The following is a 13,760-nucleotide window of genomic DNA, read 5'->3' as shown; positions in this document are numbered from 1 at the left end:
AATTTAAAACTTAGAAAGCAACGATATTTGCCCGGCATGATAAGCATGGTGTTGTGCCAGGCCATTTATCAGTTCGGCATAGGTTACCCCTGTACCAAGTGAAGGATTTCGTTCATCTTGTGTAGGGTCGTCCCATTGGTTGCGGTGCATACCCTCACAAACACGGATAAGCTCTTCATTGGCTATTTTGAAATTAAAAATGATTTTCTCCCAGGCAGGGGGTGTTTTAGAATCAGGGCTTGGCCAATCACCCATTTCGGGTTCGGAAGCCACTTTGCCTGTTAAGCGCGCCCTTACTTCTTCTGTCCAGCTGGTTAAATGCAAGGCAATTTCGGCAATGGAATGTGCTCCCGGAATAAAATGACTGAATGCTTTTTTGGCATCAACATTATTTAAAACCTGCATTACATGGTTGCCATGCCAGGCATCGCCATTAAAGGCTTTCTGGATTTCGTGAGTTAGGTTAAGCATATTCAATGAACAATTGGCATGCAGGAAAGTTTGTTACAGCGCTGCTGCTATTGCGTTTGCGCAATTTATTCCATCTATTGCTGCCGATACAATACCGCCGGCGTAGCCTGCTCCTTCTGCACAAGGATATAAACCTTTTATTTGTGGATGCTGGTAGCTTTCTTTATCTCTGGGTATACGAACAGGTGATGAAGTTCTGCTTTCTACTCCAACCAAAATGGCTTCATTGGTATAGTAGCCTTTTATTTTCTTACCGAACAGGGGCAATGCCGATCTTAAACTACTGGATACAAATTCTGGCAGCACATTATCGAGCATGGCGCTTTTTGTTCCGGGCAGATAGGAGTTTTTAGGTAAATCGATAGATAGCTTGTTGTTTACAAAATCGACCATGCGTTGTGCAGGGGCTACGAGATTCCCTCCCCCGGCCTCAAAAGCGATTTGTTCTATTTCAGACTGGAAGTTTAACATCCGCAGCGGATCATAACCCTGCACATCATCCAGCGTAACCTGAACCACTGTACCTGAATTGGCATAGGGGTTATTTCGTTTGGAAGGCGACCATCCATTTACCACAATTTCATTCTCGCCAGTAGCGCATGGTGCGATAATGCCGCCCGGGCACATGCAAAAAGAAAACACCCCACGTGCGCCTACCTGCTCTACTAAACTGTAATAAGCGGGAGGCAAAAATTCTGACCGGGTATCGCAATGGTACTGTGCGGAGTCGATAATTTCTTGAGGATGCTCGATACGAACCCCCAGGGCAAAGGGCTTTGCTTCTATCAGGATATTCTTTTTATGGAGCAATTGATAAACATCTCTTGCGGAATGGCCGGTAGCCAAAATGACATGATCCGCTAAAAGTTTCTCCTCAAAATTTATTTCTATACCTCTTATCTTCCCGAAATCGGTCAAAATATCTGTCATCTGACTATCGAAGCGAACTTCTCCTCCTGCATTGAGGATGGTTTCTCTGATGGCTGTAATGATATGCGGTAATTTATTGGTGCCAATATGTGGCCGTGCATCAATTAAAATATCTTTTTCGGCTCCATGATCTACAAAAATCTGTAATACCTTATTTATATCACCTCTTTTGTTCGATCGGGTATAGAGTTTCCCATCTGAATAGGTTCCTGCCCCACCCTCTCCATAACAATAGTTAGATTCGGTATTGACTAAACCTTGCTTATTAATGGCTGCCAGGTCTCTCCTGCGCTGTTTTACATCTTTACCGCGCTCGATTACAATGGGTTTCAAACCCTTTTCTATGGCCTGCAAGGCTGCAAATAATCCGGCAGGGCCAGCGCCAACGATGATAACAGGTCTGCCCTGGCTAACATTAGGGTAATGACTTACCTGAATTTCTACCTGTGGAAGCTCATCAATAAATGCGCGTACCTGTAAACGGTAAATAACTTTCCGAGAACGGGCATCTATCGATCGTTTTAAAATTTCGTAACCTTTAATACGGCTTGGATTTAGCTTTAAGCCTTCTGCCAGTTTTTGTTCAATGGCTTCATTTGCTGCAACCTGGTGCGGGAGCAAAGTAATTTCGATATCTTTTTGCATACATCTTGTCAGGTTTTTATCCTGAATTGTAACAAAGGTACAGAATTTGATATCTAATTTGTAAATTGACCTTAATTCAATTTGCTTAAAAAGACAAAAACCATAAAAATGAAAAGATTAGTATTTGGAATTATTGCTGCTGTTATTGCAGTTAGCACTTTAAGTTCATGCGGTTATAACAGCATGGTGAAGCTTGATGAGAATGTTAAATCGAAATGGGGAACCGTACAAACCCAATATCAACGCAGGGCAGATTTAATTCCGAACCTGGTAAGTACCGTAAAAGGGGCTGCCAAATTTGAACAGGGAACTTTAACTGCTGTGGTAGAAGCACGTGCGAAAGCAACGCAAATGACCGTTAAAGCAGATGATTTAACACCAGAAAACATTGAAAAATATCAGGCTGCTCAAGGCCAGTTAAGCCAGGCTTTAGGTAAATTATTATCTATTACCGAAAATTATCCGGAATTGAGGGCTACACAACAGTTTAGCGACCTTTCTGCTCAGTTAGAAAGCACTGAAAACAGGATTACCGTGGCCCGTAAAGATTTTAACGATGCTGTGCAGGAATACAATGGTAAAATAAGGTCGTTCCCAACCAATTTAACGGCTGGCATGTTTGGCTTTAAAGCTAAAGGTTACTTTGAGGCTGATGCTACGGCTAAAAATGCGCCTAAAGTAGAGTTCTAATCCTTCAAAAATTAATTTTAAGGGTAATGTGGGTTTAATTCTAAACTTACATTACCCTTTTTACTTCAAATAAAATTAAGATCATGTCATTATTTTCAGATACTGAACAGGATAAAATTGCACAAGCTATTGCGGATGCAGAAAAAGCAACGTCAGGAGAAATCAGAATTGCGATTGATAAACATTGCGAAGGCGACCCCTACCAAAAGGCCATTGATTATTTCTACAAACTGGATATGGATCAAACTGCACAAAGAAACGGAGTGTTAATTTACCTGGCCCATGCCGATCATAAATTTGCGATAATTGGCGATAGTGGTATTAATAAGGTTATTCCTAAAGATTTTTGGGATACCACTAAAGTGGCCATGACCGCACATTTTGCCAAAGGTAATTTAGCCGATGGGATTGTTGCGGGTGTTTCTTTGGCCGGCGAACAACTGGCCTTGTATTTCCCGCCACAGCATGGAGATATTAATGAGCTGCCTAACGACATCGTATATGTTGATGACCTCGAACGTAAATAAGCGGCTAAACAAATTATGTTTCCCATTAACAACTGCACCGCTTATCGGTAAGCGGGTGTGGTTTCATAGTGTTAAAGAACTATATATCTAATGAAAAAACTATTCATTGTATCTTTTCTGAGTTTGTTATTCTCTTTTTCATTTGCACAAGATTTCCCTGAAAAGCCATCTGCCCTGGTGAGCGATTATTCAGGTGTTTTATCTGCAAGTCAGAAACAAGCCCTTGAACAAAAATTGGTCGCCTTTGACGATTCTTCCTCTACCCAAATTGCCGTTGCTATACTAAAATCTGTTGGCGATTACGACATTAATGAGTATGCAGTAGAACTGGGCAGGAAATGGGGCGTAGGCCAAAGTGGCAAAAACAACGGTATAATGATCGTTGTTGCCGTGGGCGACCGAAAAATATCTATCCAAACGGGGTATGGCTTAGAGGGCGCCTTGCCCGATGTGTATGCCAAACGGATTATCGAAAATGATATTAAACCATATTTTAGATCAGGCGATTATTATGCCGGTTTAGACGCCGGTACTACTTCTATTATCAAATATACCAAAGGCGAATACAAAAATGATAAACCCAGGGTTTCTACTAAAAAAGGTGGTTCGGGAAGTATTGCTATAATTATCATTATCGTCATTATCATCATTATCATCCTTCGCAAAGGCGGTGGCGGTGGTGGAAGCGAAATTATCGGCGGCCGTGGCGCATCCAATGCATTATTTTGGGCCATGCTTTTCGGTAGTGGTGGCGGTGGCCGTGGCAACAGTGGCTGGGGCGGCGGCGGAAGCTGGGGAGGTGGATCTTCAGGTGGCGGAGGCGGCTTTGGCGGTTTCGGTGGCGGTAGTTTCGGTGGAGGCGGCTCTAGCGGAAGCTGGTAGTTGATGAGTTGGGAGTAAGGAACAAAGAGCAAGAAACAAAGAGCAAGGAGTAGGGAATTGAGTCTTGCTCTTTGGCAGTATATACCTGATAATTTAAAAAAGTGTACAGAAAAGATTTAATTACTGCAGAAATTCAAAAGCTTGCCCAGGTGCTGGCCCGCATTATGGGGCTCAAGCTGGAGGGTAAACTGGCCGAAGCAGCGCATATGTTTACAGAAACCATGGAGGGTAGCTTTAAACTTCCCGTTGATATACTTTTGTCTGAAGATTTACCTGCATTTGAGCAATGGTTAGCAAACACTGACCTTCCCGCTGAAAAACTGGATTCACTGAGCGAATTTTTATATTATGAACTTGGAATCAGCGCAGAGAGAAACAAGCTGATTGCCCCAAAGCTGAATCTGGTGTATAACCAATTGTCTGATAAGCACAAAATTGTACATTTAGTAAATTTACACCGCCAGAAAACAATACAGCAGTATCTTTGAGCGGTTTTCAGTTAGCAGTTTTCAGTTGGCAGTTGGCAGTATTCAGTTAACAATTAGACAGTAGACAATTAAGCAATAAAAAAATGATTATAGAGAAGTGGCAGAAAATAGCCTCTAAATATTTAGTGAGAGAGAAATGGGCTACCTTACGGGTAGATGAAGTGAAATTACCTGATGGTATTGTAAAAGACGACTATTATGTACTGGAATATCCCAATTGGGTAAACGCGGTTGCTTTAACTGAAGAGGGGAAAATAATTATGGTGCGCCAGTACCGTCATGGTGCCGATATTGTATCATTAGAAATTCCGGGAGGGGTAATTGATGGAGATGAGGCTCCTGAATTTGCCATCAAGCGTGAATTACTGGAAGAAACCGGCTACAGTTTTAAAACCTGTAAACAAGTGGCAGAACTTTATCCCAACCCTGCAACATCAAACAACATCACTTTTACTTATGTATTAACAGGCGGCATTAAAACCCACGAACAACACCTGGATGAACATGAGGTTTTAAATGTAGAAGAATACAGCCTGGATGAGGTTAAACAATTTATAAAAGAGAATAAAATTGCACAGGCACTTCATGTTGCAGCCTTGCTTTACGGTTTGGCCGAAATAGAAGGAACAAACTAAAGAAATCAAAACAAGAAAATCCCGGCAAGCCGGGATTTTCTTGTTTATAAGCAGATATTTAAAAATTCGGACCTGCAACATCCCACCAAAGTCTGGTACCACCATTATCTGGTCCGCCAAGCTTAGTTAGTGCTGTGGCTACCCCTCCCGGATTTCCTGATCGCTCCGACTCCACAAAATTAATTCTGCGGATGCCTGTAGCTGAATCGATTTTACCCCCACTGGTATTCTTAATTACCGGTAAAATTTTCGGATAACCTGTTCGCCTGTATTCCGACCAGGCCTCCTGACCATCAGGAAAGCCAGCGATCCATTTCTGGGTAATGATTTTCTGTAAATTAACCTCATTACTTGCTGCTGCATCCCAGGCTATGGTTACATTATTCAATGCCGCAGCATTGTTTACAGCAGAAACAGGGTCTACGTAAGCCTTAGGCAATTTTACATTGTCTGCTGCGTAAGTGGCTGCGCCTGACACCCCACGCTGCTCAAACGAACTTGCTATACCTGCCTCGTACAAGCCTTTCGCCGTACCATTCATATTCCAACCCCTTAGTGCGCCTTCAGCACGTAAAAAATAAACCTCCGCGGTAGTCATCCATACCGTTTCCTTGTTTTCGATTAAAGCGCCTATTTTAGAAAAACTTACCCGATCTGATTTTGCATTGATCTGTATTCCTGTTCTGATACCTTTATAATCCGGATAAGCGCTTGATTTTAAAAAATAACTCGCAACCCGCGGATCTGCATATCCAACCAATATAGATTCCATGTCGGCACTCATGCGGATATCATCCCAGGAGCCCGATATGGTTGAGAGTGGATTGGTAACATTGGGAGATATTACTTTACAAACATCGGCATTCGCAACCAGCACACCAATTGGGTGCGCAATAGATTTTTCTGCCTGAGTTTTGGCTAAAGCGGGATTTACTTTTACAATGCGCATCGCCATGCGCAAGCGCAACGAGTTTGCAAACATAACCCATTTGTTATAATCCCCAGCATAAGCTGTAATATCTGTACCCACAAAAGTTGATGCTTCTTTCGCATTAATTTTATTGGTCAGGATGGTAATCGCACTTTCCAGGTCAGCAAACATGGCGTTATATGCTTCCTCCTGCGAATCATATGGAATAATGGCATCAGTAGTACCATATTTGGTATATACAATGGGGCCAAAAGTATCTGCAATTCTGTGCATGGCTTCTACCTTTATAATTAATGAAAGTGCATAAAACTGATCATATTTCCCTTTTGCCCTTTGTTCAATTTTTAAAGCGTTTGCCATTACCCCTGTATAAGCTAAATTCCAGCAGGTATTGTTCCAGCCGTCTACTAAATCGTAGGTGGTATTGTTGGAGCCACCTCTAAAATCTGTAGGTGTGCCCATATACCCTGCCCAAACATCACCCTGCAACCCTTGCTGCGTTTGATAACTTGGTGTAGTTGAAATAACATTGTTAAACATGGGAGAAAAGAGAGATTTGATATTATTAAAATCCTGGCTAAGCAATTCACTGCTTGCACCATAGGGATTTCATTTTTAGGATCGAGCGTCTTCTTACATGCGGCAAGCATTAAAAGGGAAACACCAAAAAATGTTGTTTTTAATAGTATATTTTTCATTGTGTGAATTTTAAAAAGTGATATTTAAGTTGATTCCGAAACTTCTGGTTGTAGGAAGCCCCATAACATCTAATCCTTGAAAACCATCTTCAGTACTTAGTGCGATATTGGGGTCGAACGGGGCTTTTTTCTGAATAAAGAACAGATTTCTACCTACCAATGAAGCGCTTGCCGATTTGATGAATGGGATACTTTTCAGATTAAAGTTATAGCCCAGAGAAAATTCTCTAAGGGAAATATTTGTGGCATCATAAATATACTCTCCAGAAGTCCCTGTCCTATCTCCTGTTTGGGTATAATAGCTCTCAGCGGGATATAGCCCGGTATACGGGGTACCATCTGAATAAATTGCTTTAATGTTTACACCACCAGCCAGCCGTGCATCACCCGAAGCTTTTGACACGCCGTAAGAATCGTTCATAGATTCAGTCATACTCATTACCTTACCGCCAAATCTTCCGTCTATTAAGAAACTGGCATAAAATTGTGCGTACTTTATTTTATTGTTAAAACCCAGGGTAAAATTTGGGTTAGGGGTTCCCAACTCTTCCCAGCCAGTTTTTTGAATAGAACTGTTAGCATCCTTGTTTAAAATAATATTCCCAACATTATCTCTTTTGATGTTATAACCTTCAATTATACCAAACGGCCTGCCTTGTATCAATGCAAAACGATAAGAATTCGGACCCGATCCTGTTAAATTAATTCTTCCCCCTAAATCAGCTGGAATTTCCTTAACTAAACTTATATTTTTAGCAAAAACTAAACCCAAATTCCATTCAAACTTCTCCGTTATTACTGCTTTGGCATTCAAATCTATTTCGAGTCCTTTATTCTGAATGCTTCCGGCATTAAAACCGTAATTAACATAACCAAAGGGATTGGTGGATGGAGCAGGCACTTCTACATATTGGTTTCTGGCTGTAGATTTATAATAAGATGCTTCGATGCCGAAACGATTATTAACAAAACGCCATTCGGTTCCAATCTCAAATTCTGATTTGATTTCCGGCTTTAAAACTGCCCCGGGACGTGGCCCCACGTTGGGGTTCTGGATAATTCCACTAACAACGGTTGAAGTTGGCGAAGTTACAAATGCAGGAATATCTTTACCTACCTGCGCAAACGAACCCCTTATTTTGCCATAACTGATAAATTCAGGCAACTTAACCATTTCACTTACAATGGTGGTTAAACCAACCGAAGGATAGAAAAACCAGTTCTTATCTGTATTCGCCAAAGTAGACGACCAGTCGTTCCTGCCCGCTAAATCGAGATATAAAAAGTTTTTATAACCTAAAGTTGCCGAAGCAAAAACCGATTGCAGCATTTTCTTTACCCCTGTGCTTTGGGTATTGCCGGCATTATAAATAAAATTGCCTATGGTAAACCAATTGGCATACTGCAAACCATTACCGGCATTAAAAGTAGTACCATTGTTGGCCGTTATACCTAGCTGACTGGCGCCTAAGTTCGCGGCTAAATTTAAGTCTTTACCCAATTGTTTGTTAAAGCTTGCAATAACATCCACATAGTTTTGAATACTTTTCAGGTTCTGTAACACATAGCCTCCATTGGCCCGGGCAAGCGTAGGCGCAGTACCTGCGTACATTTTCTTTTCATAAATACTTGTCAAATCACTATAACTGTAGCGTGATGCCAAGGTAAACCATTCAGTTACTTTGAAGTTAAAGCCTAAATTCCCCTCAAAAAACGTATTGTTATCTTTCGTCTGATTTCTGTTGATAATCCAGTAAGGGTTTTGTTCTTTGTCGGTAATGGCATTTTTCGGCCAGTTTTGAACCATCAGATTTCTTGAAACATCAAAAACCTCAAAATTATGCTTATAATATTGGAAATCATTTCCACGAGGCATAAGGTAAGCACCTAATATGGGATTAAAGTAGAAACCATTAACCGGCTTATTATTGATGCGTTGAGTATTATACGTACCACCTGCAAAAACCTGAAACTTATCTTTAAATAATTTGATTGTTTCCTTTAAGCTAAAATTATGCTTATTTATTTTGTTGCCTTCAATAATACCTCTTCCATTGGTATTGGCATAATTAAAACTGGTTAAGGCCACTTCAGAACCTGAGCTGAACCCTGCTGAACTGGATTGGATTATACCCGTTTTAAAGAAACCGGGAACATGGTTCTCCAGCGTTGCGGCTGCACCCCAGCTTTTTTCTGCATCCTTTACTGCGCCGTAATTCGTTTGAAACTGCGGAAGGCTGGAAGCACTTTCTACATTGGTAGAGGAAGATAGGGATATGCTCTTCTGCCCTGCTTTAGCCTTTTTAGAACTGAGTAAAATTACGCCGTTTGCACCCTGACTACCATACAGTGCGGTAGCAGCTGCACCTTTCAAAATCGTCATACCATCATAATCATCCGGGTTTAGTAATGATACCGCATCTCCTCCATCGCGTCCACCGCCAAAAACCGAATTCGCCTGTGTGGTGGTCGCATTATATAATGGAACACCATCAATAACATAGAGCGGTTGGTTGCCACTAAAGGAAGAGTTACCTCTGATTACTACTTTGGAAGTACCACCGGAGCCACCTGCCCCCTTGTTGATGACTACTCCTGACACTTTTCCGGCAACAGTATTAACCAAATTCGCATCCCTAACATTGGTCAGTTCATCACCCTTAAGTTCTGCAGCTGCATAAGTAAGCGATTTTCTTACTTTTTTAATCCCTAAAGCCGTAATGGTAAGCTCTTGTAAAGTATTCGAATTTTCTTTAAGGACAATTGCCAGTGAACGCTCAGTACCCAGCAAAACCTCTTTTGTAACATAGCCTGTAAAAGAAACCACCAAAACAGCTCCGGCCTCGGCCTTCAGCTTAAAATTACCATTGGCATCGGTAGTGGTGGCCGTGTTCGTTCCTTTTACCTTTAAAGTGGCGCCCGGTAATGGCAAACCTTTAGAATCGGTTACTTTCCCTGTAATTTCTTCGGCTAAATGTTGTGCAGAAACAGCAATTATCCCATCTACAACTTTAAAGTTCAGGTTAGACTGGGCTGTAATTTCCCGCAGCAAATCAACCACATCCCGTTGTTGAACCGCTAAATTTATCCGCTTAGATTTATCAATATCCTCATTGTTGTAGATAAATTTCAATTTCGTAGCACGCTCAATTTTCACAAATACATCCAGAATTTTACTGTCATTAAATCCAAGGTTTAAGATCTGACCCGCACTTACCATCGAACTCATAAAAAAACACAGCAGGAAAATAAAGGCGCATTTGCACACAAATTTGTTCCCCTTTTTAATTGGTTTAGTTTTCATCATAATTTATTTGGTTTATAGTTTTCAGTTTTGAGCGGGATGCTTTACCTGTTAATCCAAAGGGGATGGGATTTTTTTATATCCAAATGAGGGATTATGCGATTCCTCAGGTTTTAAATTTGACTTCTATCTGGTTGTTTATTACTGTATATTCAAAATTCTGGGTAAAGCTTAAGGCTTCCAGTACAGCCCCTAAACTCTTATCTCTAAAATCACCTGTAAAATGTTTATCTGTCTTTGCTCCAACAACTACCTTAATTTCTACGCCGTACCATTGCGCAAGTTTTCTAAATATCTCTGTAGAAGAAACATCTTTAAAGTTCAGCGTGTTCGCTTTCCAAACGGAAACAGATTGAGTGTTAAATTGGCTTACCGCAATAACTTCATCCCTTTCAGTTTTGGTTGTACTTATTTGCATTCCGGGTGTTAAGTAGGTCTGTTTTTTTAAGGCTGAGCGGTTTAGCTCTACCCTTACTTTGCCGGTTACCAATTTTACGCTTACCTCAGGATCTTGCGGATAATTTCGAATAAGGAATGATGTTCCCAATGCAATGGTGGATGTTTTTCCAGTCATGACAATAAATGGTTTTTGCCGATTCTTAGCTACTTCAAAAAAAGCTTCACCTACTAAACTTAATACGCGATTTCTGGCATTATAGCCTTTATAAATGGTGAGCGTACTGTTGGCATTTAATATTACCTTACTGCCATCAGGAAGTGTGATTTTTTTTCGGTTATATAGTTCTGTAATTTTTGCCTGTGATGGAGGGAGGCTTGTTTTGGGATTCTTTTTGATAAGAAATAAGCCAAATACGATTAAAACGCAGGCAGCCGCCAGATAGGGAGCCAGTAAGCCAGGTCTGTATCTTCTTTTGGGTTGTGTTTTGGTAAGGTGGGAATTCAGAAGGGATTTGAATGCTTCCCGACTATTGCCATAATACTCGCGCCTGTACCAGTCGTCAATTATAAGCTGATTAAGGCGTTCGGCCTCATTCATAAATAGCGCCTGATGTGGATTTTGGATTTTATAAGCAGTCCAGAATTCCTGGTCTTGCTCATTAAGATTTAAACAGTAATTTAAGAATGACTGATCTGCTAAAAAGTCTTCAACCTGGTATTTTTCGAAATCCATTTCCTGCCTCATTTTCTATAAGAGGATCATTCATCCGATTTTTACCCTTGAGTTCTCATTTTTCTAAATAAGAATTGCTGTTGGAGGCCCTAAAGCGTATCTGGAAATAATTAACTTGAAAACTCCTCTTTTAAGAATTTGATGGCTTCATGTAGTTTATTATAAACTGTTCGTATACTTAATGCAGTAATTGCCGATATTTCTTCATAACTCAGGCCTTCGTAATATTTTAAGCGAACAAGTTCCTGTTTCCTCGCAGAGAGTTTATCAATGGCCAGTTTCATTTTTAAAGCTAAGGCAAAACTGGTTTCCGCTACGATTATTCCATCTTCCGGGGATAAGGTTAATTCTTCATCATACAAAAATATTCGTTCGTTTAACCTGCCATTTTTCTTCAGTTCGGCAATGAGTGCCCGTTTTAGCGATACCAATAAATAGTTTCTGAGATTTTGTGGTTGAGAAAGGCTTGTTCTTTTATCCCAGAGATAGATAAAAAACTGATGAATGGCATCTTTAATAAGTTCGTTATCCGGTGTGATCTCCTTACCGCCTCTCCATAAATCTTCATACAGGAGTTCGTAAATAACAAACAAAGCATCTATTTTTCCCGATTTAAAGCTAAGCCACAATTCCAATTCTTGACTGTTCATCACCCAATTTTTAATAAAAGCACATGGTGCCTGGTTAGTAAAAAAGGGAGATTTAATGGTTGCAGCTGTTTGCTATACAACTGTTTCCATTGGAATCAATAAATTGATGGGATGACCAATTATTTAAATAAGAACATTATCAGTGCGTTCACTAACAGCAATAAATATAAAACATTTAAAAGTAGAACAAAAAAAAACAGCAAATTCTTAAGAATTTGCTGTTTTTCCGTTGCACAAGGTGCAATCAAATGGCTTTATGGTTTAGCTCATTTTTAATTTCTTTTGGATATCGTGCACATAAGCTTTGAATTTCTTATCTGTATCGATCAAATCTTCTACCGTTTGACAAGCGTAAATTACTGTACTATGATCTCTGCCACCAAAGAAAGCGCCGATGGTTTTCAATGATGATTTGGTATGGCTTTTTGACAGGTACATTGAAATCTGACGGGCCTGAACAATTTCACGTTTACGAGTCTGCGATTTAACCATATCAACCGGCACTTCAAAATATTCGCAAACCAGTTTCTGAATGTATTCCATTGAAATCTCTTTCGAAGTATTTTTAATGAAATTCTTCAGCATTTGCTTAGCTAAGCTCAAATCAATTTCCTTTTTGTTCAAAGTAGCCTGTGCCAACAATGAAACCATTGCACCTTCAAGTTCTCTAACGTTGTTATCGATATTGTGTGCTACGTATTCCACAACTTCTCCAGGAAGTTCAATACCATCGGCATACATTTTCTTTCTTAAGATGGCAATACGGGTTTCCAGATCCGGAATCTGCAAATCGGCAGAAAGCCCCCATTTGAAACGGCTTAACAAACGTTCTTCTAAACCGGCTAAGTCTTTAGGTGCCTTATCAGAAGTTAAGATTACCTGTTTACCTGATTGATGTAAGTGGTTAAAGATGTGGAAGAAAATATCCTGGGTTTTTTCTTTACCTGCAAAGTTATGTACATCATCCATAATGATTACATCCATTGCCTGGTAAAAGTTTACGAAATCATTAATCGTATTGTTTTTTAGGGAGTCTACAAACTGCTGACAGAATTTCTCACAGCTTACATAGATTACCAGTTTATCGGGCATGCTGCGTTTGATCTCATTTCCGATAGCTTGGGCCAGGTGGGTTTTACCTAATCCAACTCCGCCATAAATCATGAGCGGGTTAAATGAAGTGCCTCCGGGCTTTGCGGCTACTGCATAACCAGCAGAGCGTGCTAAACGGTTACAATCTCCTTCAATGTAGTTCTCAAAAGTATAGTTACCATTTAATTGAGGATCTACGTTTAATTTTTTTAATCCAGGGATAATAAAAGGGTTTTTGATATCCTTATTAATCGCTACCGGGATAGGCATAGATTGTACCTTCGCTTCTGCCCCATTTCCGTTAGAGGGCATGTTGGTAGTGTAAGGGCTTCCGCTGTTAGAAGATTTATCTACAACGATGTTATATTCCAGGCGGCCGTCTTCACCCAACTGCTTCTTAACGGTTTTGCGTAGCAGGCCTACATAATGTTCTTCAAGCCATTCGTAAAAGAACAAACTTGGCACTTGTATGGTTAAAACCTTACCTTCCAATTTAAGGGCTGTGATAGGTTCGAACCAAGTTTTGAAGCTTTGGTTCGGAATGTTATCCTTAATAATTTGAAGACAGTTCTTCCACACTTCTGTACAAGTTTTTTCCATTGCGATTTCTATAATTTATTGATTTACAGTACCGATTCGAGTTTACGGGATGCTCCGTTTCGGGACTTCGAATATTGGGAAAATT

Annotated in this window: 11 protein-coding genes and 1 pseudogene; 5 read left to right on the top strand and 7 right to left on the bottom strand. The window is 40.3% G+C overall.

Annotated features, from left to right (window positions below; all coding sequences use genetic code 11):
• Window positions 1-3: 3 nt before the first annotated feature.
• Both ACQY77_RS16455 and ACQY77_RS16450 read right to left on the bottom strand, forming a co-directional pair.
• Complete coding sequence (locus ACQY77_RS16455) at window positions 4-471, bottom strand: DinB family protein (protein WP_421941087.1); 468 nt, start codon at window positions 469-471, stop codon at window positions 4-6.
• A 33-nt stretch (window positions 472-504) separates the two neighbouring features.
• Window positions 505-2,046 carry an NAD(P)/FAD-dependent oxidoreductase gene (locus ACQY77_RS16450; protein ID WP_421941088.1) on the bottom strand — a complete coding sequence of 514 codons (1,542 nt, stop codon included), beginning with the start codon at window positions 2,044-2,046 and terminating at the stop codon, window positions 505-507.
• 108 nt (window positions 2,047-2,154) lie between these two features.
• Here ACQY77_RS16450 and ACQY77_RS16445 point away from each other — a divergent pair, with 108 nt between their 5' ends.
• The 5 genes from ACQY77_RS16445 to ACQY77_RS16425 all read left to right on the top strand — a co-directional run bounded on the left by ACQY77_RS16445 (window position 2,155) and on the right by ACQY77_RS16425 (window position 5,268).
• Window positions 2,155-2,736: a LemA family protein gene (locus ACQY77_RS16445; RefSeq protein WP_421941089.1), complete on the top strand. Its 582-nt coding sequence runs from the start codon at window positions 2,155-2,157 to the stop codon at window positions 2,734-2,736.
• Between the two features lie 83 nt (window positions 2,737-2,819).
• The gene (locus tag ACQY77_RS16440) at window positions 2,820-3,263 is read left to right on the top strand and encodes a TPM domain-containing protein (protein WP_421941090.1); all 444 of its coding nucleotides are present in this window, start codon (window positions 2,820-2,822) and stop codon (window positions 3,261-3,263) included.
• 90 nt (window positions 3,264-3,353) lie between these two features.
• Window positions 3,354-4,145 carry a TPM domain-containing protein gene (locus ACQY77_RS16435; protein ID WP_421941091.1) on the top strand — a complete coding sequence of 264 codons (792 nt, stop codon included), beginning with the start codon at window positions 3,354-3,356 and terminating at the stop codon, window positions 4,143-4,145.
• Between the two features lie 101 nt (window positions 4,146-4,246).
• The gene (locus ACQY77_RS16430) at window positions 4,247-4,633 is read left to right on the top strand and encodes a hypothetical protein (RefSeq protein WP_421941092.1); all 387 of its coding nucleotides are present in this window, start codon (window positions 4,247-4,249) and stop codon (window positions 4,631-4,633) included.
• 83 nt (window positions 4,634-4,716) lie between these two features.
• A complete protein-coding gene (locus ACQY77_RS16425) occupies window positions 4,717-5,268 on the top strand; it encodes an NUDIX hydrolase (RefSeq protein ID WP_421941093.1) in 552 nt (183 codons plus the stop codon).
• Between the two features lie 58 nt (window positions 5,269-5,326).
• On the opposite strand, the pseudogene ACQY77_RS16420 reads toward ACQY77_RS16425, so the two are convergent.
• The 5 genes and pseudogenes from ACQY77_RS16420 to dnaA all read right to left on the bottom strand — a co-directional run.
• Window positions 5,327-6,796, bottom strand: a pseudogene (locus ACQY77_RS16420) (RagB/SusD family nutrient uptake outer membrane protein); the annotation flags it as partial.
• A gap of 111 nt (window positions 6,797-6,907) precedes the next feature.
• Window positions 6,908-10,204: a SusC/RagA family TonB-linked outer membrane protein gene (locus ACQY77_RS16415; protein WP_421941094.1), complete on the bottom strand. Its 3,297-nt coding sequence runs from the start codon at window positions 10,202-10,204 to the stop codon at window positions 6,908-6,910.
• A gap of 103 nt (window positions 10,205-10,307) precedes the next feature.
• Window positions 10,308-11,333: a FecR family protein gene (locus tag ACQY77_RS16410; protein WP_421941095.1), complete on the bottom strand. Its 1,026-nt coding sequence runs from the start codon at window positions 11,331-11,333 to the stop codon at window positions 10,308-10,310.
• A gap of 110 nt (window positions 11,334-11,443) precedes the next feature.
• Window positions 11,444-11,983: an RNA polymerase sigma factor gene (locus ACQY77_RS16405; RefSeq protein WP_421941096.1), complete on the bottom strand. Its 540-nt coding sequence runs from the start codon at window positions 11,981-11,983 to the stop codon at window positions 11,444-11,446.
• 261 nt (window positions 11,984-12,244) lie between these two features.
• On the bottom strand, window positions 12,245-13,675 hold the full coding sequence (gene dnaA / locus ACQY77_RS16400) for a chromosomal replication initiator protein DnaA (protein WP_090887578.1): 1,431 nt from the start codon (window positions 13,673-13,675) through the stop codon (window positions 12,245-12,247).
• Window positions 13,676-13,760: the final 85 nt, after the last annotated feature.

Source organism: Pedobacter sp., assembly GCF_965279535.1.
Lineage (GTDB): Bacteria > Bacteroidota > Bacteroidia > Sphingobacteriales > Sphingobacteriaceae > Pedobacter.
Note: the sequence above shows the minus strand (reverse complement) of the source record. Positions and strands in the feature narration are given on the sequence as shown.

Bases quoted from the DNA above. Each gene is read 5' to 3' on its own strand.
- ACQY77_RS16455 (WP_421941087.1), bottom strand. From the start codon at position 471: ATGCTTAACCTAACTCACGAAATCCAGAAAGCCTTTAATGGCGATGCC.
- ACQY77_RS16450 (WP_421941088.1), bottom strand. From the start codon at position 2,046: ATGCAAAAAGATATCGAAATTACTTTGCTCCCGCACCAGGTTGCAGCA.
- ACQY77_RS16445 (WP_421941089.1), top strand. From the start codon at position 2,155: ATGAAAAGATTAGTATTTGGAATTATTGCTGCTGTTATTGCAGTTAGC.
- ACQY77_RS16440 (WP_421941090.1), top strand. From the start codon at position 2,820: ATGTCATTATTTTCAGATACTGAACAGGATAAAATTGCACAAGCTATT.
- ACQY77_RS16435 (WP_421941091.1), top strand. From the start codon at position 3,354: ATGAAAAAACTATTCATTGTATCTTTTCTGAGTTTGTTATTCTCTTTT.
- ACQY77_RS16425 (WP_421941093.1), top strand. From the start codon at position 4,717: ATGATTATAGAGAAGTGGCAGAAAATAGCCTCTAAATATTTAGTGAGA.
- ACQY77_RS16415 (WP_421941094.1), bottom strand. From the start codon at position 10,204: ATGATGAAAACTAAACCAATTAAAAAGGGGAACAAATTTGTGTGCAAA.
- ACQY77_RS16410 (WP_421941095.1), bottom strand. From the start codon at position 11,333: ATGGATTTCGAAAAATACCAGGTTGAAGACTTTTTAGCAGATCAGTCA.
- ACQY77_RS16405 (WP_421941096.1), bottom strand. From the start codon at position 11,983: ATGAACAGTCAAGAATTGGAATTGTGGCTTAGCTTTAAATCGGGAAAA.
- dnaA (WP_090887578.1), bottom strand. From the start codon at position 13,675: ATGGAAAAAACTTGTACAGAAGTGTGGAAGAACTGTCTTCAAATTATT.